Annotated in this window: 33 protein-coding genes; 18 read left to right on the top strand and 15 right to left on the bottom strand. The window is 67.7% G+C overall.

What is annotated here, in order from left to right; all coding sequences use genetic code 11:
- Nucleotides 1-33 precede the first annotated feature (33 nt).
- The 4 genes from E5A74_RS11050 to E5A74_RS11035 are packed head-to-tail and all read left to right on the top strand — an operon-like array spanning nucleotide 34 to nucleotide 2,111.
- Complete coding sequence (locus E5A74_RS11050) at nucleotides 34-540, top strand: phage tail protein (protein WP_135984817.1); 507 nt, start codon at nucleotides 34-36, stop codon at nucleotides 538-540.
- Nucleotides 541-551: 11 nt separating this feature from the next.
- Nucleotides 552-1,067: a phage tail protein gene (locus E5A74_RS11045; RefSeq protein ID WP_135984815.1), complete on the top strand. Its 516-nt coding sequence runs from the start codon at nucleotides 552-554 to the stop codon at nucleotides 1,065-1,067.
- An 11-nt stretch (nucleotides 1,068-1,078) separates the two neighbouring features.
- Complete coding sequence (locus tag E5A74_RS11040; RefSeq protein ID WP_135984813.1) at nucleotides 1,079-1,600, top strand: phage tail protein; 522 nt, start codon at nucleotides 1,079-1,081, stop codon at nucleotides 1,598-1,600.
- Nucleotides 1,601-1,607: 7 nt separating this feature from the next.
- Nucleotides 1,608-2,111, top strand: a complete 504-nt coding sequence (locus tag E5A74_RS11035; RefSeq protein ID WP_206365836.1) for a GNAT family N-acetyltransferase — start codon at nucleotides 1,608-1,610, stop codon at nucleotides 2,109-2,111.
- Nucleotides 2,112-2,114: 3 nt separating this feature from the next.
- Here E5A74_RS11035 and E5A74_RS11030 read toward each other — a convergent pair whose 3' ends face one another.
- The gene (locus E5A74_RS11030) at nucleotides 2,115-2,390 is read right to left on the bottom strand and encodes a DUF6916 family protein (RefSeq protein WP_135984811.1); all 276 of its coding nucleotides are present in this window, start codon (nucleotides 2,388-2,390) and stop codon (nucleotides 2,115-2,117) included.
- Between the two features lie 121 nt (nucleotides 2,391-2,511).
- Here E5A74_RS11030 and E5A74_RS11025 point away from each other — a divergent pair, with 121 nt between their 5' ends.
- Nucleotides 2,512-4,494, top strand: a complete 1,983-nt coding sequence (locus E5A74_RS11025) for an alpha/beta hydrolase family protein (protein ID WP_166745781.1) — start codon at nucleotides 2,512-2,514, stop codon at nucleotides 4,492-4,494.
- A gap of 61 nt (nucleotides 4,495-4,555) precedes the next feature.
- Here the strand turns inward: E5A74_RS11025 and rpsD are convergent, their stop codons facing one another.
- A complete protein-coding gene (gene rpsD / locus E5A74_RS11020) occupies nucleotides 4,556-5,170 on the bottom strand; it encodes a 30S ribosomal protein S4 (RefSeq protein WP_135984809.1) in 615 nt (204 codons plus the stop codon).
- Between the two features lie 209 nt (nucleotides 5,171-5,379).
- Here rpsD and E5A74_RS11015 point away from each other — a divergent pair, with 209 nt between their 5' ends.
- Entirely contained in the window at nucleotides 5,380-5,682 is a 303-nt protein-coding gene (locus tag E5A74_RS11015) for a chorismate mutase (protein WP_135984807.1), read from the top strand.
- 26 nt (nucleotides 5,683-5,708) lie between these two features.
- Here E5A74_RS11015 and E5A74_RS11010 read toward each other — a convergent pair whose 3' ends face one another.
- The 6 genes from E5A74_RS11010 to rpiB form a co-directional block, all read right to left on the bottom strand.
- The gene (locus E5A74_RS11010) at nucleotides 5,709-5,987 is read right to left on the bottom strand and encodes a hypothetical protein (RefSeq protein ID WP_206365835.1); all 279 of its coding nucleotides are present in this window, start codon (nucleotides 5,985-5,987) and stop codon (nucleotides 5,709-5,711) included.
- 77 nt (nucleotides 5,988-6,064) lie between these two features.
- Nucleotides 6,065-6,784, bottom strand: coding sequence for an RNA methyltransferase (locus E5A74_RS11005; protein WP_135984805.1), 720 nt, complete (start codon nucleotides 6,782-6,784; stop codon nucleotides 6,065-6,067).
- The gene (gene nrdR / locus E5A74_RS11000) at nucleotides 6,781-7,242 is read right to left on the bottom strand and encodes a transcriptional regulator NrdR (protein ID WP_135984803.1); all 462 of its coding nucleotides are present in this window, start codon (nucleotides 7,240-7,242) and stop codon (nucleotides 6,781-6,783) included. Before nrdR ends, E5A74_RS11005 begins: the two co-directional genes overlap by 4 nt.
- Nucleotides 7,242-7,580, bottom strand: coding sequence for a zinc ribbon domain-containing protein (locus E5A74_RS10995; protein WP_135984801.1), 339 nt, complete (start codon nucleotides 7,578-7,580; stop codon nucleotides 7,242-7,244). The genes nrdR and E5A74_RS10995 overlap by 1 nt, the downstream gene beginning before the upstream one ends.
- The gene (gene glyA, locus E5A74_RS10990; protein WP_135984799.1) at nucleotides 7,581-8,891 is read right to left on the bottom strand and encodes a serine hydroxymethyltransferase; all 1,311 of its coding nucleotides are present in this window, start codon (nucleotides 8,889-8,891) and stop codon (nucleotides 7,581-7,583) included. It lies immediately after the preceding gene.
- The gene (rpiB, locus tag E5A74_RS10985; RefSeq protein ID WP_135984796.1) at nucleotides 8,888-9,340 is read right to left on the bottom strand and encodes a ribose 5-phosphate isomerase B; all 453 of its coding nucleotides are present in this window, start codon (nucleotides 9,338-9,340) and stop codon (nucleotides 8,888-8,890) included. The genes glyA and rpiB overlap by 4 nt, the downstream gene beginning before the upstream one ends.
- Before the next feature lie 62 nt (nucleotides 9,341-9,402).
- On the opposite strand from rpiB, the gene E5A74_RS10980 reads away from it, so the two are divergent.
- Nucleotides 9,403-9,669 carry a hypothetical protein gene (locus tag E5A74_RS10980; protein ID WP_135984794.1) on the top strand — a complete coding sequence of 89 codons (267 nt, stop codon included), beginning with the start codon at nucleotides 9,403-9,405 and terminating at the stop codon, nucleotides 9,667-9,669.
- Here E5A74_RS10980 and E5A74_RS10975 read toward each other — a convergent pair.
- Complete coding sequence (locus tag E5A74_RS10975; RefSeq protein ID WP_206365834.1) at nucleotides 9,666-10,448, bottom strand: LytTR family DNA-binding domain-containing protein; 783 nt, start codon at nucleotides 10,446-10,448, stop codon at nucleotides 9,666-9,668. The genes E5A74_RS10980 and E5A74_RS10975 overlap by 4 nt on opposite strands.
- Before the next feature lie 113 nt (nucleotides 10,449-10,561).
- Here E5A74_RS10975 and E5A74_RS10970 point away from each other — a divergent pair, with 113 nt between their 5' ends.
- The 3 genes from E5A74_RS10970 to E5A74_RS10960 all read left to right on the top strand — a co-directional run bounded on the left by E5A74_RS10970 (nucleotide 10,562) and on the right by E5A74_RS10960 (nucleotide 13,111).
- Complete coding sequence (locus E5A74_RS10970; RefSeq protein WP_135984792.1) at nucleotides 10,562-11,125, top strand: DUF1579 domain-containing protein; 564 nt, start codon at nucleotides 10,562-10,564, stop codon at nucleotides 11,123-11,125.
- A gap of 88 nt (nucleotides 11,126-11,213) precedes the next feature.
- Nucleotides 11,214-12,458, top strand: a complete 1,245-nt coding sequence (locus tag E5A74_RS10965) for a BtaA family protein (protein ID WP_135984790.1) — start codon at nucleotides 11,214-11,216, stop codon at nucleotides 12,456-12,458.
- Nucleotides 12,455-13,111, top strand: coding sequence for a class I SAM-dependent methyltransferase (locus tag E5A74_RS10960; protein WP_135984788.1), 657 nt, complete (start codon nucleotides 12,455-12,457; stop codon nucleotides 13,109-13,111). Before E5A74_RS10965 ends, E5A74_RS10960 begins: the two co-directional genes overlap by 4 nt.
- Here E5A74_RS10960 and E5A74_RS10955 read toward each other — a convergent pair.
- Complete coding sequence (locus tag E5A74_RS10955) at nucleotides 13,108-13,713, bottom strand: hypothetical protein (RefSeq protein WP_135984786.1); 606 nt, start codon at nucleotides 13,711-13,713, stop codon at nucleotides 13,108-13,110. The genes E5A74_RS10960 and E5A74_RS10955 overlap by 4 nt on opposite strands.
- A 4-nt stretch (nucleotides 13,714-13,717) precedes the next feature.
- Nucleotides 13,718-14,962, bottom strand: a complete 1,245-nt coding sequence (hemA, locus tag E5A74_RS10950) for a 5-aminolevulinate synthase (protein WP_135984784.1) — start codon at nucleotides 14,960-14,962, stop codon at nucleotides 13,718-13,720.
- 256 nt (nucleotides 14,963-15,218) lie between these two features.
- On the opposite strand from hemA, the gene E5A74_RS20925 reads away from it, so the two are divergent.
- Nucleotides 15,219-15,392: a hypothetical protein gene (locus tag E5A74_RS20925; RefSeq protein WP_166745782.1), complete on the top strand. Its 174-nt coding sequence runs from the start codon at nucleotides 15,219-15,221 to the stop codon at nucleotides 15,390-15,392.
- On the opposite strand, the gene murI is transcribed toward E5A74_RS20925, so the two are convergent.
- Nucleotides 15,389-16,186 (bottom strand): glutamate racemase, encoded by a 798-nt coding sequence (gene murI, locus E5A74_RS10945; RefSeq protein WP_135984782.1) that lies wholly within the window; start codon nucleotides 16,184-16,186, stop codon nucleotides 15,389-15,391. The genes E5A74_RS20925 and murI overlap by 4 nt on opposite strands.
- Nucleotides 16,187-16,311: 125 nt before the next feature.
- On the opposite strand from murI, the gene plsY reads away from it, so the two are divergent.
- The 3 genes from plsY (at nucleotide 16,312) to yghU (ending at nucleotide 18,994) form a co-directional block, all read left to right on the top strand.
- Nucleotides 16,312-16,896 carry a glycerol-3-phosphate 1-O-acyltransferase PlsY gene (plsY, locus tag E5A74_RS10940; RefSeq protein ID WP_135984780.1) on the top strand — a complete coding sequence of 195 codons (585 nt, stop codon included), beginning with the start codon at nucleotides 16,312-16,314 and terminating at the stop codon, nucleotides 16,894-16,896.
- 21 nt (nucleotides 16,897-16,917) lie between these two features.
- Complete coding sequence (gene dprA, locus E5A74_RS10935; protein ID WP_135984778.1) at nucleotides 16,918-18,000, top strand: DNA-processing protein DprA; 1,083 nt, start codon at nucleotides 16,918-16,920, stop codon at nucleotides 17,998-18,000.
- A gap of 91 nt (nucleotides 18,001-18,091) precedes the next feature.
- Nucleotides 18,092-18,994, top strand: a complete 903-nt coding sequence (gene yghU / locus E5A74_RS10930) for a glutathione-dependent disulfide-bond oxidoreductase (RefSeq protein WP_135984776.1) — start codon at nucleotides 18,092-18,094, stop codon at nucleotides 18,992-18,994.
- Here yghU and E5A74_RS10925 read toward each other — a convergent pair.
- Complete coding sequence (locus E5A74_RS10925; RefSeq protein WP_135984774.1) at nucleotides 18,991-19,389, bottom strand: VOC family protein; 399 nt, start codon at nucleotides 19,387-19,389, stop codon at nucleotides 18,991-18,993. The two genes, yghU and E5A74_RS10925, sit on opposite strands and share 4 nt — an antisense overlap.
- A 102-nt stretch (nucleotides 19,390-19,491) precedes the next feature.
- Here E5A74_RS10925 and topA point away from each other — a divergent pair, with 102 nt between their 5' ends.
- Both topA and E5A74_RS10915 read left to right on the top strand, forming a co-directional pair.
- Nucleotides 19,492-22,050, top strand: coding sequence for a type I DNA topoisomerase (gene topA, locus E5A74_RS10920; RefSeq protein WP_135984772.1), 2,559 nt, complete (start codon nucleotides 19,492-19,494; stop codon nucleotides 22,048-22,050).
- Nucleotides 22,051-22,100: 50 nt separating this feature from the next.
- The gene (locus E5A74_RS10915) at nucleotides 22,101-22,478 is read left to right on the top strand and encodes a hypothetical protein (protein WP_168355594.1); all 378 of its coding nucleotides are present in this window, start codon (nucleotides 22,101-22,103) and stop codon (nucleotides 22,476-22,478) included.
- Between the two features lie 4 nt (nucleotides 22,479-22,482).
- On the opposite strand, the gene E5A74_RS10910 is transcribed toward E5A74_RS10915, so the two are convergent.
- Together E5A74_RS10910 and panC are read right to left on the bottom strand one after the other, a co-directional pair.
- Nucleotides 22,483-22,779 carry an SEL1-like repeat protein gene (locus E5A74_RS10910; protein ID WP_135984767.1) on the bottom strand — a complete coding sequence of 99 codons (297 nt, stop codon included), beginning with the start codon at nucleotides 22,777-22,779 and terminating at the stop codon, nucleotides 22,483-22,485.
- A gap of 72 nt (nucleotides 22,780-22,851) precedes the next feature.
- Nucleotides 22,852-23,700: a pantoate--beta-alanine ligase gene (panC, locus tag E5A74_RS10905; RefSeq protein WP_135984765.1), complete on the bottom strand. Its 849-nt coding sequence runs from the start codon at nucleotides 23,698-23,700 to the stop codon at nucleotides 22,852-22,854.
- 100 nt (nucleotides 23,701-23,800) lie between these two features.
- On the opposite strand from panC, the gene E5A74_RS10900 reads away from it, so the two are divergent.
- Complete coding sequence (locus E5A74_RS10900) at nucleotides 23,801-24,574, top strand: division plane positioning ATPase MipZ (protein ID WP_420822496.1); 774 nt, start codon at nucleotides 23,801-23,803, stop codon at nucleotides 24,572-24,574.
- Nucleotides 24,574-24,831, top strand: coding sequence for a J domain-containing protein (locus E5A74_RS10895; RefSeq protein WP_135984761.1), 258 nt, complete (start codon nucleotides 24,574-24,576; stop codon nucleotides 24,829-24,831). Before E5A74_RS10900 ends, E5A74_RS10895 begins: the two co-directional genes overlap by 1 nt.
- Nucleotides 24,832-24,896: the final 65 nt, after the last annotated feature.

Raw genomic sequence — 24,896 nt, 5'->3', positions numbered from 1 at the left:
GGTAAACGATAGGGCATCGGGGGAGAATCGGGCATGGCTGAGCCGTTTTTGTCGGAGCTGAGGCTTTTTTCCTTTGCCTTCGCACCCAAGGGCTGGGCGCTTTGCAACGGCCAGTTTCTGCCGATCAACCAGAATCAGGCGCTGTTCGCGCTGCTCGGCACGACCTATGGCGGCAACGGACAGACGACCTTCGCGCTTCCCGACCTGCGCGGACGCGTGCCGATCCATTTCGCCAACGGCTTCAACCTCGGCCAGGCCGGCGGCGAACGCGCGCATACGCTGACGATCAGCGAAATGCCCACGCACCAGCACATGCTGCAGGCGACCTCGGCCAATCCGACCACGCAGATCCCCGATGCCACCACGCTGCTGTCGTCCTCGGCACCGAACGATCTTTATACCGGGCCCGCGGCGCTGACGGCGCTGATCGGCAGCTCGGTGAGCAACGTTGGCGGAAGCCAGCCGCACGAGAACCGGCAACCGTTCCTGACGCTGTCCTGGTGCATCGCGCTTCAGGGCATCTTCCCCTCGCAGAACTGAGGAAACGGCCGATGGCACAACCCTATGTCGGTGAAATCCGGATGTTCGCCGGGAATTTCCCGCCCAATGGCTGGATGTTCTGCGAAGGTCAGCTGCTGGCGATCTCCGAGAACGAGACGCTGTTTCAGTTGATCGGCACCACCTTTGGCGGCGACGGCCAGGAAACGTTCGGGTTGCCCGATCTGCGCGGCCGTGCGCCGCTCCATCAGGGCACCAGCGCGGGCACCACCTATATTCTCGGCGAGACCGGCGGTGTCGAGGAAGTCACGCTGACCACGCAACAGCTCCCGATCCACACCCATGCCATGCTGGGATCGACGAACACCGCGAGCGGCCCGACCCCGACCAACCTGCTGATCGGCCAGTCGACATCGATCGATGCGTTCCTGAACGCTGTGGCCGGCGACCCGATGAGTCCGCAGGCGATAACGCCGGTCGGCGGCAACCAGCCGCACGAGAACATGCAGCCCTATCTCTGCGTCGATTTCATCATCTCGCTGTTCGGGATCTTCCCGAGCCAAACCTGAGGAGCCGAGCCTTGGCCGATCCGTTCGTTGCCGAAATCCGGGTCTTTCCGTTCAACTTCGCACCCACCGGCTGGGCGCTCTGCAACGGGCAGCTCCTGCCGATCTCGCAGAATACGGCGCTCTTTTCGCTGCTCGGCACCGTCTATGGCGGTGATGGCAAGAGCACTTTCGCGCTTCCCGACATGCAGGGATCGGTACCGCTCCATCCCGGCCAGGGCCCGGGCCTGTCCCTGTACGATCTCGGCCAGATCGGTGGCTCGGAGACGGTGACCTTGCTGACCAGCGAGATGCCGTTTCACAATCACAACCTCATGGCGGCCTCCGGCGACACCGCGGAGAAGAACATCCCGACCGACAGCGCGCTGTCGCGATCGACGCTCAACATCTATTCGACGACGCTGACGCCGCTCGTCCAGATGGCGCCGCAGGCGCTGGCGCCCAACGGCGGCAGCCTGCCGCACAACAACATGATGCCCTATCTGACCCTGAACTTCTGCATCGCGCTGCAGGGCGTCTTCCCGCCGCGCCCCTGAGCCGATCGTGCCGCTCCCGCTGGACCGGGCCGCCGCGCTCGGCATCGCACTTCGGCCGATGTCGGATGCGGACCTGCCCTTCACCGCCGCGCTCTATGCTTCGACGCGCACCGAGGAGCTGGCGCCGCTGCCCTGGCCCGAAGAGGCCAAGCGGATGTTCCTCGCCCAGCAGCATGCCGCGCAGCATGCGCATTACCAGCAGCATTATCGCGGCATGGAGGCATGGATCGTCGAGCATGGCGGCGCGGCGATCGGCCGCCTCTACCTGCATGACATGCCCGGCGAGATCCGGATCGTCGACATCTCGCTGATCCCCGAGGCGCGCGGCCAGGGGATCGGCGCGGCGCTGCTCCATGATCTGTTCGCGCAGGCGCGGCTGCGCGAGCGGCGCGTGACCATCCATGTCGAGAAGAACAATCCGGCACGCACGCTCTATGCGCGGCTGGGCTTCACGATCCTCGACGACGATCGCGGCGCCTATGATCTGTGGGAATGGCGCGCGGCGGCCTGAGCCTCAGTAGAACACGGCTTCGTAGCGCACGCCCCCGGCATCGCGGGCGATCGGCACGATGAAGATCTCGTGCGCGTCTCCGGCGCCCGCGAAGCGATAGATCGCCTGCGGCAGCACCGGCGCGTCGGGGCCGACGAACTCGAGACGGAACGCACCGCCCTCGCGCCCCGAATCGGCGAGCGCCTGCACCCTGTCGAGCGTGAGCGGGAACACCGCGTCGCCCGCCGCGACGTCATAGACCGCTCCGGCGGTGAAATCGGACAGGCTCAGCGCGGTCATGGACACCCTATCGTGGTTCAGGCCGAACGAATTGTGACAGCGCGATTCCCGCGCGGCAAGTCCGCTTGATCCTCCGCAATTTGGCGATAGGTTCGCGGCGTAGTTCCATCGGGGGAAATCCATGATCCGAAATCTTGCGGCACTGGGTGTGTCGTTGAGCATCGCCGTGCCTGCGGCCGCCCAGAGCGTGCAGGCCAAACAATTTGGCGCACGCGAAATGGTGCGCGACGTGAGCGTCTCGCCCGACGGGCAGCGCGTGGCGCTGGTGGTGGCGACGGGCACGCGGGGAACCGGCCTCGTGGTCTCGACGCCGGACGGGCAGCTCAAGTCGATCCTCAATTATCCGGGCACGCCACCGATCCGGCTGAGCAGCTGCGCCTGGTCGACATCGACCCGGCTGGTCTGCACGCTGTTCGGCATCGTCGACCGCGCGGGCGATCCCGCCGGAATGACCCGCATGATCGCGATCGACGCCGACGGCTCGAACGCGAAGGAGCTCAGCGCGCGCCAGAAGCTCGGCGAATTGTACGAGCGCTATTATGGCGGCGGCATCCTCGACTGGCTGCCCGACGACACCGGCAGCCATGTGCTGATGCTGCGGCAGTTCGTTCCCGAGCAGGGCACCGGCACGCTGGTGGCGCAGACCCGCGAGGGGCTGGGCATCGAGCGGGTGGACACCGTCTCGCTCAAGCGCACCACCGTCGAAGGGCCGCGCGCAACGGGCGCCGACTACATCACCGACGGCCATGGCGTGACCCGGGTGATGGCGACGCAGCCGCGGCTGTCGAGCGGCTATTTCGGCGACGAGATGGTCTATAAATATCGCCGTGCCGACGGAAAGGAATGGGAGCCGCTCAGCACGGTCAAGTTCACCGGCTATCTGAGCGACGGATTCTGGCCCTATGCCGTCGATCGCGACCTCAACGTCGCCTATGGCTTCGACAATGCCGACGGGCGCAAGGCGCTGTACAAGGTCGCGCTCGACGGCAGCCTGAAGCGCGATCTCGTGCTCGCGCGGCCCGATGTCGATGTCGACGGACTGGTGCGGATCGGGCGCCAGCAGCGCGTGGTGGGGGTGAGCTATGCCACCGACCGGCGCCATGTCAGCTATTTCGACCCCAAGATCAGCGCGCTGGTCGCCTCGCTCGGCAAGGCCGTGTCGGGATCGCCGAGCATCGCGGTGACCGATGCGAGCCTCGACGAGAAGAAGCTGGTGGTGTTCGCCGGCAGCGACCTCAATCCGGGCAGCTATTATCTGCTCGACCAGCCGACCAAGAAGATGGCCGAGATCGCGCCGGCGCGGCCCGACCTTGCCGGAGTCAAGCTCGCGGCGGTCAAGGCGATCACCTATCGCGCAGGCGACGGCACGATGGTGCCCGCCTATCTGACGCTGCCGCCCGGCAGCGACGGCAAGAACCTGCCCGCGATCGTGATGCCGCATGGCGGCCCCTCGGCGCGCGACGAATGGGGCTTCGACTGGCTCTCGCAATTCTTCGCCGCGCGCGGCTATGCTGTGATCCAGCCCAATTATCGCGGCTCGAGCGGCTATGGCGAGCGCTGGTTCAAGGGCAATGGCTTCCGCTCGTGGAAGGCGGCGATGGGCGACGTCAACGATGCCGGCCGCTGGCTGGTGTCGGAAGGGATCACCACGCCCGACAAGCTGGCGATCGTCGGCTGGTCCTATGGCGGCTATGCCGCGCTCCAGTCGAGCATGCTCGACCCCGACCTGTTCAAGGCGATCACTGCGATCGCCCCGGTGACCGACCTCGAGCGGTTGCGCAACGAGCTCAAAAACTCATCGAGCGACCAGCAGGTCAAGGACATCATCGGCGCCGAATCGCTCTGGGCCGAAGCCTCGCCCGCGCAGAATGCCGGGCGGATCAAGGCGCCGGTGCTGCTGTTCCACGGCGACAGGGACCTCAACGTCGCGATCGGCCAATCGCAGCTGATGGCATCGAAGCTGCGCGGCGCCGGCCGCCCGGTCGAGTTGATCGAGTATAAGGGGCTCGACCACCAGCTCGACGACAGCGCGGTGCGCGCGGCGATGCTCGACCGGATCGATCAGTTCCTGCGGACGACGATGAAGCTTCCCGCCAACCCGTGACCAACAAAAAGGGGCGGCCCGCAAGGACCGCCCCGATTTGTTTCCCGAGGGAAGCCGAAGCCTAGCGCGAGTAGAACTCGACGACGAGGTTCGGTTCCATGCGCACCGGATACGGCACTTCGTCGAGCGTCGGGATGCGCGTGAAGGTGATCTTCGAGGCGCCGTCCGGCGAGACATAGTCGGGGATGTCGCGCTCGGAGAGGCTCTGCGCCTCCATCACCAGCGCCATTTCCTGCGCCTTCGAGCGGAGCGACACGGTCTGGCCCGGCTTGATGCGACGCGAACCGATGTTGCACTTCTCGCCGTCGACGAGGACGTGGCCGTGATTGACCAACTGGCGGGCGGCGAAGATCGTCGGCGCGAACTTGGCGCGATAGACAATCATGTCGAGGCGCTGCTCGAGCAGGCCGATCAGGTTCTGACCGGTATCGCCCTTCATGCGCGACGCCTCTTCATAGGCCTTCTTGAACTGCTTCTCGGTGACGTCGCCGTAATAGCCCTTGAGCTTCTGCTTCGCGCGCAGCTGGATGCCGAAGTCCGACATCTTGCCCTTGCGGCGCTGGCCGTGCTGGCCGGGGCCATACTCGCGCTTGTTGACCGGGCTCTTCGGGCGACCCCAGATGTTCTCGCCCATCCGGCGATCGAGCTTATACTTGGCGCTGGAGCGCTTCGACATATCTAATCCTTTGCAATCGCTAACGACGTAATCCGCGCTCCCGTTCGGGAAAGCGGGGTTGATCCCGGTCTCCGCCTGCTGAATCCTTGTGGGAAAGGCAGGGCCACCGCTTCACCGGGGTGCGGGGCCATTGCGAAGGCGCGCGGTTAGCGACCCGATGCCGATGAGTCAAGCTGGACAGGCGCGCGGCGCCCCGCCAAGGGGCTGGCATGCAAGACACGATCGATCCCGAAGCCTGCACGACGATGGCCGAGGTCCGCGCCGGGGTGGACGCCGTAGACCGCGCGCTGGTGGCGCTGCTCACGCGTCGCTTCGGCTATATGGACGCCGCCGCGCGCATCAAGCCCGAGCGCGGCCATGTCCGCGACGAGGCACGCAAGGCGCAGGTCATCGCCAATGTCCGCGCGCATGCCCGCGCCGCGGGCATCCCCGAGGAGCCGATCGCGGCATTGTGGGACCAGCTGGTCGAGGCCTCGATCGCCTATGAATTCGTCCGGTTCGACGCGCGCTGAGCGGCCCGGCGCGCCGGCGCCGGGATTTATTGACGCGCCGAACTCACCCCGATCCCGCCGGTGCGGCCGCCATAATCGCGATCGAGCTTCTCGCGCGCCGCGGTCGAGCGCCTCGCGATCTCCGCCCATTCGCCGCGGGTGTGGCATTCGCGCTTCGTCATGATCGAGCCCGTCTGCGGCATCGCCCGGCAGATCTTCTTCTCGGCGGGCTTTTCGGCCGCGGGCGGCGCGACAGGATCCGACGCCTGCGACGCGAGCGCCGGCGATGGGAGCAGGACCCCGGCAAGGATGACCACAAAACGCATCGACATTCTCCGCCACCGAAAGATTCGGTCAGCGTAACGCCATCCTGCCATTGCCGAAGCGCGCAGCGACGAGCGTGTCAGCGGCCGCGATGAAGCTTCTTGCCGTCGAGCGCGGAGAGCACGCCGCGCAGCGTGCGGAGCTCCTGCGACGACCAGCCCGGCTTGGTGAGCAGCGTGCGCAGCGTCCGCCGCGTGGCGGGGACGCGATCGGGCGGGAAATAATAGCCCGATTCGTCGAGCATCGCATCGAGCTGGCCGATCATGCCGTCGAGCTCTTCCTGCGGGGCGGGCGGATCGAGATCGGTCGTCGGCGGACTGGCGAGCTGCGCGCCCTTCGACCATTCATAGGCGACGAGGATCACCGCCTGAGCGAGATTAAGCGAGCCGAACTCGGGATTGATCGGCACGGTGACGATCGTCCGGGCGAGCGCGACATCGTCGGTCTCGAGCCCCGAGCGCTCGGGGCCGAACAGAATCGCCGAACGCTCGTCCGCCGCGCGGATGTCGCGCGCGGCTTGCTCGGGCGTGACCACCGGCTTGGAGACGCCGCGCTTGCGCACCGTGGTCGCGAAGACCTGCGTGCAATCGGCCACCGCATCGGCGACGCTGTCGAAGACCTGCGCCTTCTCGAGCACGAGATCGGCGCCGCTCGCCGCCGGTCCGGCGGACGGATTGGGCCAGCCGTCGCGCGGGGCGACGAGGCGCATCTCGGTCAGCCCGAAATTGAGCATCGCGCGCGCCGCCTTGCCGATATTCTCGCCCAGTTGCGGGCGCACGAGGACGATGACCGGGTTCACCCTTTGCCGACCTCGCTCACATTGCCGGCGAATTCCTCGAAATCCCTGGCCTCGCGGAAATCCTTATAGACCGAGGCGAAGCGGATATAGGCGACCGAATCGAGACCCTTCAGCCCGTGCATCACCAGCTCGCCGATCCGCTGCGACGGGATCTCGGCATCGCCCTGCGTCTCGAGCTGACGCTGGATGCCCGAGACCAGCCGTTCGATCTGCGCCGCGGTGATCGGCCGCTTGCGCGCCGCAGTGGAGACCGAGCGGACGAGCTTGTCGCGCTCGAACGGCTCGCGCCGTTCCCCGCTCTTCACGACCGTCAGGTCGCGCAGCTGGATGCGCTCGAAGGTGGTGAAGCGCGCGGCGCAGGCCTCGCACTGCCGCCGCCGCCGGATCGCCGCCCCGTCTTCGGTGGGACGGCTGTCCTTCACCTGGCTGTCTTCATTTCCGCAGAACGGGCAGCGCATTACCGGGTCAATCGCTTGAACGCGACATAGCCGGCGCCCAGCACGGCACCGGCGCCGACGGTGAGCAGCGGCAACGCCACGCCCGCGGCGGCACCCAGCGCGGCGCCGGCTGCCAGGCGCTTGCCGGTCTTGCTCTTCAGCGCCTCGATCGTGAGCGTTCGCACCTCACCCAGAGTTCCCCGGGCGAGTTCCGAGGCAGTCGCGCGCAAGGTGGCGTCGTCCGCCGGAGCTGCAGCGCGCACAACCCGCTTGCCGCAATGCGGGCAGAAGCGGGCATCGACATCGACCCCGGCTTCGCAATGCAGGCACTGCTCCAGCCGAACGACCCCCGACTCCATTCAGCCCTCCGGATAGATCGGGAAGCGCTCGCACAGCGCGCGTACCCGCTCGCGGACATTGGCCTCGATCTGCGCGTCGCCCGCCTCGCCATTCTTGCGCAGGCCGTCGAGCACGTCGGCGACCATGTTGCCGATCTCGCGGAACTCGGCGGGGCCGAAGCCGCGGGTGGTGCCCGCCGGCGAGCCGACGCGGATGCCGCTGGTCTTGACCGGCGGCAGCGGATCATTGGGGATGCCGTTCTTGTTGCAGGTGATCGCGGCGCGCTCGAGCGCCTCGTCGGCGTCCTTGCCGGTCACGCCGAGCGGGGTGAGATCGACCAGCGCCAAATGCGTGTCGGTGCCGCCCGAGACGAGATTGGCGCCACGCTCGTTGAGCGTCGCCGCCAGCACCTTGGCGTTCTCGACGATCGCCGCGGCATAGGATTTGAAGTCGGGGCGCAGCGCCTCGCCGAACGCGACCGCCTTGGCGGCGATGACGTGCATCAGCGGGCCGCCCTGGAGGCCGGGGAACACCGCCGAGTTGATCTTCTTGGCGATCGCCTCGTCATTGGTGAACACCGCGCCGCCCCGCGGGCCGCGCAGCGTCTTGTGGGTGGTGGTGGTGACGACATGGGCGTGGCCGAACGGCGTCGGATGCACCCCGCCCGCGACGAGGCCGGCGAAATGCGCCATGTCGACCATGAAGATCGCGCCGACCTCGTCCGCGATCGCGCGGAAGCGGGCGAAATCGATATGGCGCGGATAGGCCGAGCCGCCGGTGATGATCAGCTTGGGGCGATGCTCCTTCGCCAGCCGCTCGACCTGATCGAAGTCGATCAGATGGTCGTCGGGGCGCACGCCGTACTGGATCGCGTTGAACCATTTGCCCGACATCGCCGCCCTGGCGCCGTGGGTGAGGTGGCCGCCGGCATCGAGGCTGAGCCCCATGATCGTGTCACCCGGCTTCGTCAGCGCGAGCATCACCGCGCCATTGGCCTGCGCGCCCGAATGCGGCTGGACGTTGGCGAAGTCGCAGCCGAACAGCTGCTTGGCGCGATCGATCGCCAGCTGCTCCACCTCATCGGAGGGATGGCAGCCCTGATAATAGCGCTTGCCGGGATAGCCCTCGGCATATTTGTTGGTGAACACCGAGCCCTGCGCCTCGAGCACCGCCTTCGAGACGATGTTCTCCGACGCAATCAGCTCGATCTGATGCTGCTCGCGATCGAGCTCGTGGCGGACGCCGGCGAACACCGCCGGATCGGCATCGGCAAGCGATTTGGTGAAGAAGCCGTCGGGCTGGAGCCCTGCCGTCTGGGGGTTGGTGCTCATACGGGGCTCCTTTCGGGATGGCTGAGTTTGTCGACGCGGCGCTGGTGACGATCGCCGCCGAAGCTGGTTTCGAGAAAGGCGGTGACGCACGCCTTGGCCATTTCGATGCCGAGCAGCCGGGCACCCATCGCGACGACATTGGCGTCGTTGTGCTCGCGGGCCAGGCGCGCCGAGAGCGGCTCGGAGACCAGCGCGCAGCGCGCGGCGGGATTGCGATTGACTGCGATCGAGATGCCGATCCCCGATCCGCACAAAGCCACGCCGAACTCGGCATCGCCGCGCTCGATCGTCCGCGCGAGCGCATAGCCATAATCGGGATAGTCGACGCTCGCGGTGCTGTCCGGGCCGAGGTCGGTCACCGCATGGCCGGCGGAACGCAACCATTCGGCGAGTTCCGATTTCATGACGATGGCGGCATGATCCGAGGCGATGGCGATACGGCGCGACATGCCGCGCTCCCTACGCCCTCGGGATTGTGCTGGCTAGACCGAGACAATCTCTGGAGACCGAAATGCGCAAATCTGTTCTCGCCCTCACGCCCATATTCGCGCTTGGCCTCGCCCTCGCCGCCTGCTCCGAGAGCGCGCAGGACAATCTCGCCAGCGCCGTCGACCAGACCGGCGACAGCATCGAGAACGCCGCCGACAAGACCGGCGACATGATCGAGAACGGTGCCGACCGCGCCGGTCAGGCGATCGAGAACACCGCCGACGAGGTCGGAGACACGGTGGCGCAGGGCGCCCGCGACACCGGCAACGCCATCGACACGACTCACTAAGCTCCCGGGCGCGGCGGCGCGCGCAGCCAGCGCCGCCGCCGCGCTTCGGGCGCATAGGTCGCGCTGACCGGAACCGCCGCGCCCCCGGCGAGCCGCAGCCGCCAACGCCGCCCATCGCGCTCCGCCCCCTCGACCGCACCGGCGGCGACCCAGACGCCGCGATGGACCTGCGCCCCGTCGAGCCCGGCGAGCTCGGCGAGCGCGTCGCCGAAACGGTAATGGATTAGCGCGCTGTGGCCGTCGCGCCGATGGACGCGGCAATAATGATCCTCGGCCTCGACTGCGGCGAGCGCCTCGGGCGCGACGCGCGCGCGGCCGAGCAGCCCGTCGGCCGGGACCCCCGCCGCCGGCGCCGCGGGCCGGCGGAGCAACACCCAGGCAACCAGCGACGCGACGACGATGATCACTGCCGAGATCGCCAGCGCGCGGCTCCACGTCTCGAGCGGGTCGAAGCGCATCGGCTCGCCGACCGCGGCGCCGCACAGCGCTATCTCGACCGGCAGCGACAGATTGAGCACCAACGTTCCCGCCAGCGACGCGCGCGGCCAATCGGCGGGCTTGCGCACCCGCCACGCGAACCAGAGCTGCCATTTGAACGCGTTCCACGCCATCAGCAGCAGCCAGAAGCCGATGCGCGACCCCAGCGCGAGCCGCCCGGTGCCGAAGCCGCCGGTGACCACCATCAGCCCCGCCGCGCCGAAACAACCGATCCACAGCAAAGGAAAGCCCGGCGGCGAATCGCGCCAGGCGCGTTTCACGAAGTCCGCGACGCGGTTCACGAAACGCGGCTTGCCGGCCGGGGCGGCGGCGCGGCTTTGGCGAAGGGTCCGGGCGGCGGGCATTGGCGGAAAGGCTGCCACTGCGCACCCGATCGAGCAACGGGGACGATGCGATGAAGACGATGATAGTGGTTTGCGCGCTGGCACTGGGGGTTCCGGCGGCGGCGCAGGCGCAGGCGGCCGACATGGCGACGATCGCGGCGCAGCAGGCGGCGATGGCGAAGCTCGCGGCGATGCTCGGCATCTGGCGCGGCCCGGCGACGAGCACGACGCCGCGCGGCGAGATCCGCATGACCCAGACCGAGCGCGTCGGCAGCTTCCTCGACGGCACGCTGACGCTGGTCGAGGGCAAGGCCTATATGGCGGACGGCAAGGTCGGCTTTCACGCGTTCGGCGCGATCTCGTACGACGCCGCGACCCAGAGCTATTGGATGAGCAGCCACGCGCAGGGCCGCAGCGGCCGCTTCCAGCTGACGCTGACCGACACCGGCTGGACGTGGGAGGTTCCCGCGGGGCCCGCGACGATTCGCTACGTCGCCAGCTTCGCGGGCGGCAAATGGACCGAGACCGGCGACTATGTTGCCCCCGGCCAGCCGCCGCGGCGGATCTTCGAGATGACGCTCAGCCGCGTCGGCGACACCGACTGGCCCGAGGTCGGCAGCGTCACGAAACAGTGACCTGACTGACCGGCAGCTGTCACATGGTCGGGCTAGCAGATGCGCGAGCCGCCGGGCAGACCCGACGGCGCGCATCTGGAGTCCGGCCATGGGAACTCTTGCCAAGACGCCAAAGAACGGCGCCGTCCGAGGCGCGGTCCACCGCCACGAACATCTCAGCAAGGAAGGGCTGCTCGAGCGCGCCTTCACCTTCGCGTTTCGCGGGCTGGTCTATGCCCAGATCTGGGAAGACCCGGTGGTCGACATGGAGGCGCTGGAGATCACCCCCGACAGCCATGTCGTCGCGATCGCATCGGGCGGCTGCAACGTCTTCTCCTATCTGACCGCCGACCCGAAGCGGATCACCGCGGTCGACCTCAATCCCGCGCATGTCGCGCTCAACAAGCTCAAACAGGCGGCGGCGTTGCATCTGCCCGATTATGCGAGCTTCCGTGCGTTCTTCGCCGAGGCCGACCGCGCCGACAACATCGCGCTGTACGAACGGTATCTGCGCCCGCATCTCGACGCGGCGACCCGCGCCTATTGGGAGGGCCGCGATCTGCGCGGACGCCGCCGCATCTCGGGCTTCGCGACGGGATTCTACCGGCAGGGCCTGCTCGGCAAGCTGATCGGCTTCGTCCATTTCCTCGGGCGGCTCTACGGCATCGACGCGCGCGAGATCCTCAAGGCGCAGACGATCGAGGAGCAGCGCGCGATCTTCGAGACGCGCTACGCGCCGTTTTTCGAGAAGAAGTTCCTGCGCTGGCTGGTCGATCAGCCCGCCGCGCTGTTCGGCTTCGGCATCCCGCCGGCGCAATATGACCTGCTCAAGATCGACGACGCGCAGGGCATCACCGGCGCGCTGCGCAGCCGGCTGCGCAAGCTCGCCTGCGATTTCGACATCAAGGACAATTTCTACGCGTGGCAGGCGTTCGGCCGGGCCTATGGCAAGCACGCGGACGCGCCGCTGCCGCCCTATCTGCAGGCTGCAAACCATGACGCGGTGCGCGACCGCGCCGACCGCGTCGAGGTGCGGCACACCAACTATGCCGATTATCTGGAGAGCATGCCGGCGCAATCGCTCGATCGCTACATCCTGCTCGACGCGCAGGACTGGATGACCGACGCGCAGCTCACCCGGATCTGGAGCGAGATCACCCGCACCGCGAAGCCGGGCGCGCGCGTGCTCTATCGCACTGCGGCGGCGCCGGACGTGGTGGCGGGCCATGTGCCCGCGACGATCCTCGATCAATGGGAATATGCCGATGCGGCGACGCGCGACGACTGGTCGCAGCGCGATCGTTCGTCGGTCTATGGCGCGACGCATCTCTGGACGCTGAGGCCGCACGCATGACCGCGATGGCGCACGACCAGCGGGCGCTGATGGACGATGTCTATGCGCTCCATCGTCACTTCTACGACCTCACCCGCAAATTCTACCTGGTGGGGCGCGACCAGCTGATCCGCAATCTCGCGCCGCCGCCGGGCGGAACCGTGGTCGAGGTCGGCTGCGGCACCGCGCGTAACCTGATCGTCGCGGCGAAGGCGTGGCCCGATGCGCGCTTTCACGGCTTCGACATCAGCGAGGCAATGCTCGCGACCGCGCGCAAATCGGTCGCGCGCACCGGGCTCTCCGATCGTATCACCCTCGCCCAGGGCGATGCCGGGACCTTCGACACCGCGCAGCTCTTCCGGCTGGAGCAGGTCGACCGCGTCTTCATGAGCTACACGCTGTCGATGATCCCGCCTTGGCAGGAAGCGATCGAGCGGAGCGCCGCGAGCCTCGCGCCGGGGGGCGGCCTGCACATCGTCGATTTCGGCCAGTATGAGCGGCTGCCCGCGCTGCTCAAGCGGCTCCACTTCAAATCGCTCAACGACTTCCACGTCTGTCCGCGCCGCGAATTGCCGGCGGTGCTCAAACGCGTCGCCGAGGACCATGGGCTGACGCTCAAATTCACTCCGCTCTATCGCGGCTATGCATGGAGCGCGGTGCTGGAACGCCGCTAGCCGCGCCCGGGATCGTACACGCGGACGATCCACGAGACGTAATAAGCGAGATAGAGCAAGGCGAAGACCAGCTGGAAGCGCTGGTTGCGGGTACGCATCGCGACCAGCGCGAGCATGATCGTGCCGGCGATGCGCAGCGGATATTCGACGCCGAAGCTCGCCAGATAGGCATGGCCCTTGATCGCGGTATCGAACCAGTCGGTGAGCATCGACACGATCAGCAGCCCGAAGAACCATTTCCGGCGCGACAGGAAGTAATCCTGATAGCCGTCATATTCCTCGAGATCGTCGGGGAAGAGGATGTTCGCCATCAGCGCGAACTGGAAGGCGTAGAACAGCACGAACAGGAACAGCTCGAAGCGCCAGCGCGTCACCGCCGCGAGCCCGAATTCCCACCACCAGAAATGGATCGACGCGATCAGCACGATCAGCGCCCAGAGCAGGTGGACCGGATAGACTTTGAGCTTGCCGGGATGCTGGACGAACCTGGCCAGTCCGGCGAGGATGCGGGTGATCGCGATCCCCAGCACGATGCTGATGATCACGCGGATATGGAGATAGAGATCGTGGGTGACTTCGGGGCCGGGCAGGTGCGCGGCCAAGGCTTCAGGCCGCGAGCCGGAGCTCCAGCCGGCCCCAGATCTCGACCAGCGCGTCGACGAGCTCGCGCATCATCGCCTCGTCATGCGCCGGGCCGGGCGTGAAGCGCAGCCGCTCGGTGCCGCGCGGCACGGTCGGATAGTTGATCGGCTGAACATAGACGCCGTACTCGGCGAGCAGCACGTCGCTGATCTTCTTGGCCTTGACCGGATCGCCGACCATCAGCGGCACGATGTGCGTGGTCGAGGGCAGCACCGGCAACCCCGCCCCGGCCATCAATGCCTTGAGCTTCGCCGCCGCCGCCTGCTGGCCGTCGCGCTCCACGGTCGACGCCTTGAGGTGCTTGACGCTCGCCAGCGCGCCGGCGACGAGCACCGGCGAGAGCGAGGTGGTGAAGATGAAGCCCGGCGCATAGCTGCGGATCACGTCGATGATCATCTGATCGGCGGCGATATAGCCGCCCATCACGCCGAACGCCTTGCCGAGCGTGCCCTCGATGATCGTGATGCGACCGGCAACCGAGTCGCGCTCCGAAATCCCGCCGCCGCGCGCGCCGTACATGCCGACGGCATGGACCTCGTCGAGATAGGTCAGCGCATTGTACTTGTCGGCGAGGTCGCAGATCTCGGCGATCGGCGCGATATCCGCGTCCATCGAATAGACGCTCTCGAACGCGATCAGCTTGGGCGCCCCGGGGTCGTCGGCGGCGAGCAGCGCCTCGAGATGCGCGAGATCATTGTGGCGGAAAACGCGCTTCTCGCAGCCCGAATTGCGAATGCCGGCGATCATCGAGGCGTGGTTGAGCTCGTCCGAATAGACGATGCAGCCCGGCATCAGCTTGGCGAGCGTCGAGAGCGTCGCCTCGTTCGACACATAGCCCGAGGTGAAGAGCAGCGCGCCTTCCTTGCCGTGCAGATCGGCGAGCTCGTGCTCGAGCTCGATATGGTAATGGGTGTTGCCGCCGATGTTGCGCGTGCCGCCCGAGCCGGCGCCGACATCGTGGAGCGCCTCTTCCATCGCCGCGATCACCGCGGGGTGCTGGCCCATGGCGAGATAGTCGTTAGAGCACCAGACGGTGATCGGCTTCGGCCCGTTATGCCCGGCGAAGCAGCGCGCGTTGGGATAGGCGCCCTTGTTGCGCAGGATATCGATGAACACGCGATAGCGGCCCTCGGCGTGCAGCCGATCGATCGCCGACGAGAAGACTCGCGAATAGTCGACGGCGGGCGAAGGGCTGTCCTCGATGCGCATGGGAGCCTCCCCTAACCTCAAAATCCGCCGATTTCCAGTCGTGCAACCGCGACAAAATGTCTCACATCAATGCCCCCGCTGCATGCCCGCCCGCGCCAAAATGCGCTTGATCCAGCTCACAGGCAAATCCTGATCCGCATCATGATCGCGCGAAGATCGAACTGCTATGATCGTGGCATCGCGGGCGACCCCGAGTCGCAAGCAAGTCCGCGACTGAGAGACAATTCGTGCTCCCGCTTGTGTGATGGAGCGTCAGATGAGCGAACACATCAACAGCCCGGATATCGAATATTTCCAGCGACGCGAACGACAGGAACGCGAGCACGCCGCCCGCACCGACGATTCGATTGCCAGGCGCGTCCATCTCGAGATGGCCGAGCGCTACTCGACCTTGCAGAATTCCACCGTCGCGCCCGCGATGCAGGGCTAGAGGCCCTCGATTTCCACGAGGCCATAGCGCGCCAGCGCGGGCACCAGGGCTTCGGTGCGCGCGCTTCGCGCGGTGAAGACCGCGCGGCCGGGGACAGGCTCCGCCGGCCATTGCTGGCCCTCGGTGAGATGCGCGATCCGCCGCGCGATGCCCGGCCCCCCATCGACGAACTCGACCCGGTTTCCCGTCGCGGCGCGGAGCGCGTCCTCGAGCAGCGGGAAATGGGTGCACGCATTGACGATCACGTCGATCTCCTCGCCGCGCGGCTGCCCGGTCAGGCCGCGCAGCGTCTCGGCCACCGCCGCCACGGCGGGGGCTTCGCCGCCGAGCGCCGCCTCGGCGATGGCGACGAGCTCGGCCGAGCCGTGGCGCAGCACGACGCAATCGGCGGCGAAGCGCGCCGCGAGATCGTCGACATAGGGCTGGCGCACCGTCGCCTCGGTACCGAGCACGCCGATGACGCGGGTGCGGCTGAGCGCCGCCGCGGGCTTGATCGCCGGCACGGTGCCGACGATCGGCACGTCGAGCGCGGCGCGGACATGCTGGAGCGCGATCGTCGAGGCGGTGTTGCAGGCGATCACGATCAGCCGCGGATCGTAGCGCTCGGCCAGCCGCCCGAGCAGCGCCGGAACCCGCGCGGCGATTTCGGCCTCGCTGCGCGTGCCATAGGGAAAACCCGCCGAATCGGCGACATAGACGAGCGGCGCCTGCGGCAGGAGGCGCGCGGTCGGCGCGAGCACCGAGAGCCCGCCGACACCGGAATCGAAGAAGAGGATCGGGCGACGATCGGCCATGCCGGCGCGCATGGCGGCCGACCGCGGCGCCGTCAACCATGCGCGCAGGCCGTGGTTGCGCCCCGCCGGACAGCGCTTATGTTGGCCGCGACTGGGGGTTGGATTTGCCGAGCGAAATCGTCTGGATGCCGTCCGTAGCTGCGATCCTGCTCGGCTATCTGCTGGGCGCGATCCCGTTTGGCGTGCTGCTTACCCGCATGGCCGGCGCCGGCGACCTCCGCCAGATCGGCTCGGGCAATATCGGCGCGACCAATGTGCTGCGCACCGGCCGCAAGGGGCTGGCCGCCGCGACGCTGCTGCTCGATCTCGCCAAGGGCTCGGCCGCGGTGCTGCTCGCCGATTGGCTGCTCCCGGGCACCGCCGTGCTCGCGGGCATGGCCGCCTTTATCGGCCATTGCTACCCGGTCTGGCTGCGCTTTCGCGGCGGCAAGGGCGTGGCGACGCTGATGGGGATCGTCGTCGCGCTGCACTGGCCGTCGGGACTCGTCTATGCGGCGGTGTGGCTGGGGCTGCTCGCCGCGCTGCGCATCTCGTCGCTGGCGGGAATCACCGCGGCGATCAGCGCCCCGGTCAGCGCCGCCTTCTGGGGCCGGATCGACCTCGTCCTGCTGCTCCTCGCGCTCGCGCTGATCGTGCTGTGGAAGCATCGCGACAATATCGACCGGCTGCTCAGCGGCACCGAGCCGCGCATCGGCAGGAAGCGTGACTGACGCGCCCCCGGCGCGCAACGCATGAGCGATCCGCGCGAGGCACGGCTGCGGCTGTTGCGCTCGGCGAATGTCGGACCCGTCACCTGGCGCCAGCTGATCGTCCGCTATGGCAGCGCCGAAGCGGCGCTCGAGGCATTGCCGATGCTCGCCGCGCGCGGTGGCGGCCGCCCACCGGCGATCGCCGATCCTGGCACGGTCCGGCGCGAGATCGCGCGGGTCGAGAAGCTCGGCGCGCGCTATCTGTTCCTCGGCGATGACGACTATCCACCGCTGCTCGCCGAGCTGGATACCGCGCCGCCGGCGCTGATCGTGCGCGGCCGGATCGCATTGGCCACCGGCGATTGCGCGGCGATGGTCGGCGCGCGCAACGCATCGGCGGCGGCGTGCCGCTTCGCGCGCCAGCTCGCGCTGGGGCTCGGCGAGGCGGGGGTAACGGTGGTGTCGGGGCTGGCGCGCGGCATCGACACCGCCGCGCATATCGGCGCGCTAGCCGGCGGCACGATCGGGGTGATCGCCAGCGGGATCGACGTCGCCTTTCCGCCCGAGAATGCCGAGCTGCAGGAGCGCGTCGCCCGCGAGGGGCTGCTGATCGCCGAGCAGCCGCCCGGCACCGAGCCGCTCGCGCGCTTCTTCCCGTCGCGCAACCGGATCATCGCCGGGCTGGCGACGGGAACGGTGGTGGTGGAGGCCGCGCCGCGTTCGGGCTCGCTGATCACCGCGCGCATCGCCGCCGAGGCGGGGCGCGAAGTGATGGCGGTGCCGGGCTCGCCGCTCGATCCGCGCGCGCAGGGCTGCAATCTGCTGATCCGCGAAGGCGCGACTTTGGTCCAGTCGGTCGACGACATTCTCGAGATGCTGCGGCCGATCGACCGGCGCGCCGTCCGCGCCCCGGTCCGCCCGTTCGAAGGGCCGCCGCCGCACGACGCCAGCGACGCCGATCGCCGCGCGGTGACCGCGCTGCTCGGCCCGGTGCCGGTCTCGGTCGACGAGCTGATCCGCCAGTCGGGGCTGGCGCCGGCGCTGGTCCAGACGGTGCTGCTCGAGCTCGAGCTCGCCGGGCGGCTCGAACGTCATGCCGGCGGCAGAACGAGTTTGGCGGGATAAACCAAAACCATCCCCCTGCCGGGTCTGGCGCCGCGCCGGCTGCCGCCTACATCGTCGCCAGCAATCGTCCTGCTTTCCAGGGAGACTCCAAATGGCCGACGCCCCCGATCCCGCCCTCAACCAGCCCGTCGGTTATGTGCCGCCCAAGGTCTGGACGTGGGAGCAGCCGAGCGGCGGCCAGTTCGCCAACATCAACCGCCCGGTCTCGGGCGCGACGCACGACAAGGATCTGCCGATCGGCAAGCATCCGCTCCAGCTCTATTCGCAGGGCACCCCCAATGGCCAGAAAGTGACGATCCTGCTCGAGGAGCTGATCGCCGCGGGCCATGCCGGCGCCGAATATGACGCGTGGAAGATCGATATTGGCCAGGGCGACCAGTTCGGCAGCGGCTTCGTCGCAATCAATCCGAATTCGAAGATCCCCGCGCTCGTCGATCGCTCGGTCGATCCGGCGCTGCCGATCTTCGAGAGCGGCGCTATCCTGATCTATCTCGCCGAGAAGTTCGGCGCGTTCCTGCCGAGCGATCCGGCGAAGCGCGCGCGGACGCTGAGCTGGCTGATGTGGCAGATGGGCTCGGCGCCGTTTCTCGGCGGCGGCTTCGGCCATTTCTACGTCTATGCGCCGTTCAAGATCGAATATGCGATCAACCGCTATGCGATGGAAGTGAAGCGCCAGTTCCACGTGCTCGACACACATCTCGCCGAGCACCGCTTTCTCGCCGGCGACGACTATACGATCGCCGACATGGCGGTCTGGCCCTGGTATGGCGGCGTGGCGCGCGGCGATGCCTATGCCGGCGCGGCCGAGTTCCTCAACACCGATGAATACACCCATTTCAACCGCTGGGCCGGCGAAGTCGCCGCGCGCGAGCCGGTGCAGCGCGGCCGGCTGGTCAATCGCGGCTCGGGCCCCGAGGAGTACCGCCTCGCCGAGCGCCATTCGGCCGCCGATATCGACGCGATCCGCGCGCGCATGAAGGCGGCCGGCGCCTAGAAGTTGCTGCGATAGCAGGCTTCGATGTTGTTCCCGTCGGGATCGAGCAGGAAGGCGCCGTAATAGCCCGGCACCCCGTCGCGCGGTCCCGGCGGGCCATGGTCGCGGCCGCCCGCCGCCAGCCCGGCGGCGTGGAAGGCCTGCACCATCGCCTCGCTCCCGGCGCGGAAGGCGACATGCATCTGGTTGATCCCGGCGCGCGAGCCCTCGACCCAGTAAGAGGGGCGCAGGGTGCCGATCCACAGATAGGGGATCGGCTCGGCCGCGCTCTTGCCGAACAGGAAGCTTTCGGGGCCGTTGCTGATCGTCGCGAGCCCGAGCGCGCCAGCGATCGCATCGTAGAAGCGCCGCGCCAGCGCGAGATCGGTGACGACAATGCCGGTATGATCGAGCATGAAGCGAGAACCTGCCAGCCGTCACGCCGTTCCGCGGCTTGACGGCCCCCGCCGCTCCTCCCCACCTTACACGCGTACGCGTAAGGAAGCCCAGAACCGCTCATGCAACTCGTCATCGTAGAATCGCCGGCCAAGGCGAAGACCATCGAGAAATATCTCGGCAAGGACTATCGCGTCCTCGCTTCCTACGGCCATGTCCGCGACCTGCCGGCGCGCGACGGCTCGGTCGACCCCGATGCCGGGTTCTCGATGGAGTGGGAAACCTATGCCGACAAGGGCAAGCAGCTCAAGGCGATCGCCGACGAGGCCAAGAAGGCCGACCGACTGATCCTCGCGACCGACCCCGATCGCGAAGGCGAGGCGATCAGCTGGCACGTCCAGGAAGTGCTCAGGAACAAGAAGGCGCTCCCCAAGGAAGTCGAGCGGGTCACCTTCAACGCGATCACCAAGCCCGCGATCCTCGAGGCGATGAAGGCGCCGCGCGAGCTCGATACCGATCTGATCGACGCCTATCGCGCCCGCCGCGCGCTCGACTATCTCGTCGGCTTCACGCTCTCTCCGGTGCTATGGCGCAAGCTGCCCGGCGCCAAGTCGGCCGGCCGCGTCCAGTCGGTCGCGCTGCGCCTCATCGTCGAGCGCGAGCGCGAGATCGAAGGCTTCAAGGCGCAGGAATATTGGTCGGTCACCGCCGAGATGGAGCAGGACGGCACGCCGTTCCAGGCGCGGCTGGTCAAGTACAAGGGCGACAGGCTCGATCGGCTGTCGATCGGCGATCAGGGCACCGCGCTCGCCGCAAAGAAGGCGGTCGAGGAAGGCCGCTTCTCGGTCGCGTCGGTCGAGACCAAACCGGCGACGCGCAACCCGCCGCCTCCCTTCACCACCTCGACGCTGCAGCAGGAAGCCGCGCGCAAGCTCGGCTTCTCGGCGAGCCACACGATGCGCATCGCCCAAGGCCTCTACGAAGATGGCGCGATCACCTATATGCGTACCGACGGCGTCCAGATGGACGGCGGCGCGATCCAGGAAGCCCGCAAAGCGATCGCGACCCGCTATGACGGCAGCTACGTCCCCGACAAGCCGCGCCAGTATCAGACCAAGGCCAAGAATGCGCAGGAAGCGCACGAGGCGATCCGCCCGACCGACTTCTCCAAGGACAAGGCGGGGTCTGGCGATCACGGGCGGCTCTACGACCTGATCTGGAAACGCGCGCTTGCCAGCCAGATGGCGTCGGCGCGGATGGAGCGCACCACGATCGATCTCGAGGACGGCACCGGCCAGCACGGCCTGCGCGCCACCGGGCAGGTCGTGCTCTTCCCCGGCTATCTCGCGCTCTACGAGGAAGGCCGCGACGACCCGGTTGGCCGCTCTGGCCAACAGGCCGACGCGGATGCCGACGAGGATTCGCGCCGCCTGCCGCGCATGTCCGCGGGCGACGCGCCCGCAAAGAAGGCGGTCAACGCCGAGCAGCACTTCACCCAGCCGCCGCCGCGCTTCTCCGAGGCATCGCTGGTCAAGCGGCTCGAGGAGCTCGGCATCGGCCGCCCCTCGACCTATGCGTCGATCATCCAGGTGCTCAAGGATCGCGCCTATGTCCGCGTCGAGAAGAACCGCTTCTTCGCCGAGGAATCGGGCCGGCTGCTGACGGCGTTCCTCGAGCGGTTCTTCCAGAAATACGTCTCGTACGACTTCACCGCCGAGCTCGAGGAGGAGCTGGACGACGTCTCGGGCGGGCGCGCCGAATGGAAGGAAGTGCTCGAAGAGTTCTGGCGCGACTTCAAGCCGCGCACCGCCGAGGTGATGGAGCAGAAGCCGTCGGACATCACCGCCGCGCTCGACGAGTTCCTCGCGCCCTATCTCTTCCCGCAAAAGGCCGATGGCAGCGATCCGCGGCTCTGCCCCAATTGCGGCAACGGCCGGCTGTCGCTGCGCGGCGGGCGCTTCGGCGCGTTCATCGCCTGCTCCAACTATCCCGAGTGCAAGTTCACCCGGCGCTTCGCCCAGCCGGGCGGCGCCGAGGGCGAGGACAGCGGCCCCGAAGTGCTGGGCAACGACCCCGACACCGGGCTTCCGGTCGAACGCAAATCGGGGCGGTTCGGGCCGTACATTCAGCTCGGCGAGGGCAAGGAGGCGCCGCGCGCCTCGATCCCCAAGGATATCGAGCTCGATCTCGAATGGGCGCTCAAGTTGCTCAAGCTGCCGCGCACGATCGGCAATCATCCCGAAACCGGCAGCCCGATCACCGCGTCGATCGGCCGCTACGGCCCCTATCTCGCGCATGAGGGCAAGTACGCCCGGCTGCAATCGACCGCCGAGGTGTTCGAGACCGGCATGAACGCGGCGGTGGTCAAGCTCGCCGAGGCCGCGAGCGGCGCGGGCCGTCCGGCGCGCGGCGCGGCGCGCGAGCCGCTCAAGATCCTCGGCAAGCATCCGCGCACCGAGGCCGAGATCAAGCTGATGGACGGCCGTTACGGCGCCTATGTCACCGACGGCGAGACCAACGCGACCTTGCCCAAGTCGATCGACAAGGATCAGCTAACGCTCGAGGAGGCCGCCCAGCTGATCGACGCGCGCGCCGCGGCGGGTCCGGCCAAGGGCAAGGGCAAGAAAAAGGCCGCCCCGAAGAAGAAGGCAGCGCCCAAGAAAGCAGCGGCGAAGAAATAGCCTTGGCGGAAACCCCGGTTCCGCGTGCTTCGCTCGCACTCCGCGCGGGGGTGACTGTCAGTTTCCTGCTCGTCGTCGGGCTGCTGGCATGGGTGTTCTGGATGTCCGCCGCGCTGGCGGGCAAGGAGGCCGCGCGCTCAAGGCTCAGTTTCGAAGCGCGTAGCAGCATGTTTGCCGAGGATTTGCGTGACTGCCTCGAGCAAGGGCGAGTCGAGGGGCTGGGGATTCGGCGCAAGGACGGCGCATGGCAGACCAACGCCGATGCGCCGGCGGTCTCGTTCGCCGAGAATCCCGCGCGACATATGCGAATCGAAGTCATCGAAGCGGGAGACGAACGCGTCCTGCGCTTCTACACGCGCGACGGCGCCGCGCTGTACCGGTCCGACCGCAGGTTCATCGACGCCTGCCTCGCGGACGGGCACGCCTGAAACCTCAGGCGGCGCGGACCTCGAAGCCGCGCAGCCACGCACGCGCGGCCTTCTGCGCCTCGATGATCTCGCGCGCGGTCATGTCCTCGGAAATCTCGGCGCGGCACTCGGCGGCGCGCTCGCTGCCCGACACGGCGGCGATGTTGAACCATTTGTGCGCTTCGATCAGATCGACATCGACGCCCTCGGCGCCGCTCGAATAGACGATCCCGAGATCGAAACACGCCTTGGCGTCGCCGCGCGTCGCGTCACGCAGACGGCTCTCGACGAGAAAACGTGCGCTCTTGAGACTGTTGCCCATAACTGCTCACCCGCTGTTATCCTCAATGTTGCAAGGATTGGCAGGTAAGCGGGAAACAAAAGGTTAACGGGGTTAACCGTAATCGTTCGTATTCACCGGGATATTGTCGATCAGGCGGGTGCCGCCGATCCGCGCCGCGGCGAGCAGCCGCATCGGGCGCCCCTCGACCGGTTCGCCGAGCGTATCGGCGTCGGTCAGCGCGACATAGTCGACTTCGAACCCCGCCGCGGCGAGCATCTCGCGCGCCTGCGCCAGCGCCGCTTCGGGATCGCCGCCCTTGGCGATCGCCCGCTCGGCGACGCCCAGCGCGCGCGGCAGCGCGACCGCGCGGGCGCGATCCTCGGGGACGAGGTAGACATTGCGCGAGGAGAGCGCGAGCCCGTCATCCTCACGCTGGGTCGGCACGCCGTGGATTTCGAGCTCGAGATTGAGATCGGCCACCAGCCGGCGGATCACCGCGAGCTGCTGCCAGTCCTTCTCGCCGAACAGCGCGACATCGGGGCGGACCTGGTTGAACAGCTTGGCAACCACGGTGGCGACGCCGTCGAAATGGCCGGGACGGTGCGCGCCGTCGAGCACTTCGCTGACGCCGCTGACCGAGACGCTGGTCGCGAAACCTTCCGGATACATCTCCTCGACCGGCGGCAGCCACAGCAGATCGACGCCGGCAGCAGCGAGCATCCGCGAATCGGCGAGCTCCTTGCGCGGATATTTGGCGAGGTCCTCGTTGGGCCCGAACTGCTTCGGATTGACGAAGATCGAGACGACGACCCGATCGGCCGCGCGCTTCGCCGCCTCGACCAGCGCCATATGCCCGTCATGCAGGGCGCCCATGGTCGGCACCAGCGCGACGCGTTCGCCCGCCGCGCGCCAGGCGGCGACGCCGGCGCGAAGATCGACGAGTTGACGGACGGTTTGCACGCTTGAGCACTTTCGATAAGACAGGAGCGCGGCCTTCTATGGGGCGCGGGCGGCAGGATCAATAAAGGAAGTTGTGGGCTTGACCGACGGAGCTAAGCGCTTGCACGTGCTCGTTTTTGCCAACGAGAAGGGCGGCACCGGCAAGTCGACCACGGCAGTCCATGCGGCGATTGCGCTCGCCGCCAAGGGCGCGCGGGTGGCCTGTTTCGACCTCGATCACCGCCAGCGCACGCTCGGCCGCTACCTCGACAATCGCCGCGCCACGATCAAGCGCATGGGCCGCGAGCTGCCGATGCCCGAATATGAGACGCACGACGGCGAGAGCATGGATTTCTTCGCCGAGACGCTCGAGCGGCTCGGCGGGCAGGCCGACTTCCTCGTCATCGACACGCCCGGCCGCGACGACAAATTCGCCCGCATCGCGGTCACCAATGCCGACACGCTGGTGACGCCGATGAACGACAGCTTCGTCGATTTCGACCTGATCGGCCATGTCGACCCCGAGACGTTCAAGGTCTCGCGCCCGAGCTTCTATTCGGAGCTGATCTGGGAATCGCGCAAGCGGCGCGCGAAGGCCGATGGCGAGACGATCGACTGGGTGGTGCTGCGCAACCGCATGCAGCACATCGAGGCGCGCAACATGCGCCGCGTCTCCGAGGCGATCGACCAGCTCTCCAAGCGCGTCGGCTTCCGGGTGATCTCGGGGCTTTCCGAGCGCGTGATCTATCGCGAGCTGTTCCCGCAGGGGCTGACCATGCTCGACAGCCGAGAGTTCGGCGAGATGGGGCTGAGCCACGTCGCCGCGCGGCAGGAGCTGCGCGAGATGATGGCGGGCCTGGCGCTTCCCGAAGTCGCCATGCCGCTGTTCGCCTGATGGCAAAGGCGATCCTCGCGGCGCTGATCCTCGCCGCGCTCTATCACCTGCTGCTCAAGCCCAAGCCCCGCAAGCCGCGCATGCCCGAGGACGAGGCACGCGCGATCCTCGGCGTGTCCGCCAATGCCGATGCCGAAGCGATCCGCAGCGCGCATCGCCGGCTGGTCAGCGCGGTGCATCCCGACAAGGGCGGATCGGCCGAGCTGACGCGGCGGATCAATGCCGCGCGCGACACGTTGCTTCGACGCGGCGCATAGCCGCCACAGGCCGCCGATTTGCCCTTGTTACGCCTGCGCAATTGAACTTTCGCGACGCTCGCGAT

The organism is Sphingomonas naasensis (assembly GCF_004792695.1).
GTDB classification, from domain to species: domain Bacteria; phylum Pseudomonadota; class Alphaproteobacteria; order Sphingomonadales; family Sphingomonadaceae; genus Sphingomonas; species Sphingomonas naasensis.
This window is presented reverse-complemented; position numbering and strand designations above follow the sequence as displayed.